This is a genomic window from Pseudomonas sp. (assembly GCF_050739775.1).
Lineage (GTDB): Bacteria > Pseudomonadota > Gammaproteobacteria > Pseudomonadales > Pseudomonadaceae > Aquipseudomonas.
Genome location: NZ_JBOICA010000089.1, coordinates 1 through 1,686, shown reverse-complemented (window position 1 = coordinate 1,686; position 1,686 = coordinate 1). Strand labels below are relative to the sequence as shown.

The following is a 1,686-nucleotide window of genomic DNA, read 5'->3' as shown; positions in this document are numbered from 1 at the left end:
GTCATAAGCTTTCGCCAGCTCTCCCGCTCGAGCATCAGCCCGCGCGAGCAGGTCGGAGAGCACCATGGCGGCGCGGGTGGCTGCCTGGCCTCGGGCGGCAACGGCGGAATCCGCGGCGCACTCGCCCGCGGCTGCGGCATATCGGGCAGCTTCGTCGCGCATCCGCTGGCCAACAGCATCAGCGCCAGTGCCATCAACAGCTGCAGTATGTTCTTGTTCCCGAGCATTTGCTCTCGCCTCTTCCTGTGCCGCTGTGCGGCGTTGCTCTTCACTGCGGGCTTTGGCCTCTTCCAGCGCCCAGGCCTGCTGATCACCTGCATCACGGACAGCCCAGCGCGCCTGCCACTCGGCATCCATGGTCGAACGTCCGTGCTCGTAGGTTCCCCAGAACGCCCAGGCCACCAGCGCAAGCGACACTGCCGCGCCGATCGTGCGCGCGCTGATCACGCCAGCACCTTCAGCGCAAGGTCATACAGCGCCTTACGCTCAGCGGCGCCGTGCGGCACCCGGCCAGGCTTGCCGGTGTTGATCACGCTGCCGATATCCTGGAAGCGGCCGGCGTCGGCCAGCTCGTTCAGGCCGTGGGTCGACCACCACCAGGCGGCGGACATGGCGGCGTGCTCGGGGTGCTCGAGCAGCTCGGGTTTCTCTTCCAGCGGCAGGCCCAGGCCGGCGCCGGCGGCGGCGTAGTTCGAGCGGCCAGTGAGCTGGATCAGGCCGCGCCCACGGTACCGCCAGCCGTCACCCGGGCGAGTGTTCCCCATGCGACCGCTGTACACGGTGTTGGCGATCTTCTCCGGCTGCCGCGCGCAGGCGGCTGCCGACTCCGCAGTGAAACGGCTGGGCCAGATGCGCACCAACGCCTCGGCGCTGTAGTTCAGGTTCTCCACCAGGTTGCGCAGATGGCCCGACTCATGACCTACCTGGGCCAGGAACGCAGCCACGCGCACCGGGCTGTCGATCTTGTAGCGGGCCATGGCCCGGTTCAGCGCAGGCAAAAAAATGCCCGCGACTGGGCGGGCGTTGGGCAGTATCTGCAGCAACTGCTGCTCGGTCAACGGGGGCATGTGTTTCTCCAGGCAAAAATAAACCCGCTCGATGGCGGGTGCTTTGGGTGTGGTAGTTGTCAGGCCGGCGGCGCTGGCCAGTCGATTGCATCGGGATAGTTCGGCTGTTCCGGCACACGGTTCAGCGCGACGCGGTACTTCTTCCAGGCTTTCAAGGTCTCGACCTCCGTCTCGGTGGCATCGTCGATGTCGACGGCATCCTGCAGCGGAGCAATGGCAGCGTCCGCCACCGCCCGGCGCCCCGCGGCTTCAGCGATCACCTGAGCCAACTGCTGTTCGGCGGCGGCCTGGGCTTTCATCGCGGCGGTGACCACTTGAGACCAGTCGATTGCGCCGGGCACAAGCGGCCAGACCGGGCTGGAGCCCTCGAGCTTCGGATCGTAGTCCGTCGGCAGCGCCAGCCTGCCATCTGCAGGCCTGATGATGTCGGCCGGATAACGAGACTGCTCCCCGGCCATGGCGCCATGCGGCAAAGTAATGGTCAGCACCAGGCTGCCATCCACGCGCTCAACTGGCGCGGTGATCCAAGGACAGGCGAATGCTTCGACGGGCAGCGTGGCGCCGCCAGGCAAAGGTCCGAAGTCCAGGACCTGGCCATTGAGGGAGAGCTGGTCGCCCT

At 66.9% G+C, this 1,686-nt stretch carries 3 protein-coding genes; all 3 read right to left on the bottom strand.

Features of this window, described 5'->3' with window-relative positions; translation table 11 throughout:
* Positions 1 to 447: DUF2514 family protein (locus tag ACRESH_RS24150; RefSeq protein ID WP_431744331.1), on the bottom strand; the 447-nt coding region annotated here is incomplete at its 3' end.
* The gene (locus ACRESH_RS24145) at positions 444 to 1,067 is read right to left on the bottom strand and encodes a glycoside hydrolase family 19 protein (RefSeq protein WP_431744330.1); all 624 of its coding nucleotides are present in this window, start codon (positions 1,065 to 1,067) and stop codon (positions 444 to 446) included. The genes ACRESH_RS24150 and ACRESH_RS24145, both read right to left, overlap by 4 nt.
* 59 nt (positions 1,068 to 1,126) lie before the next feature.
* The coding region (locus ACRESH_RS24140) for a tail fiber assembly protein (RefSeq protein WP_431744329.1) at positions 1,127 to 1,686 on the bottom strand (560 nt) is incomplete at its 5' end.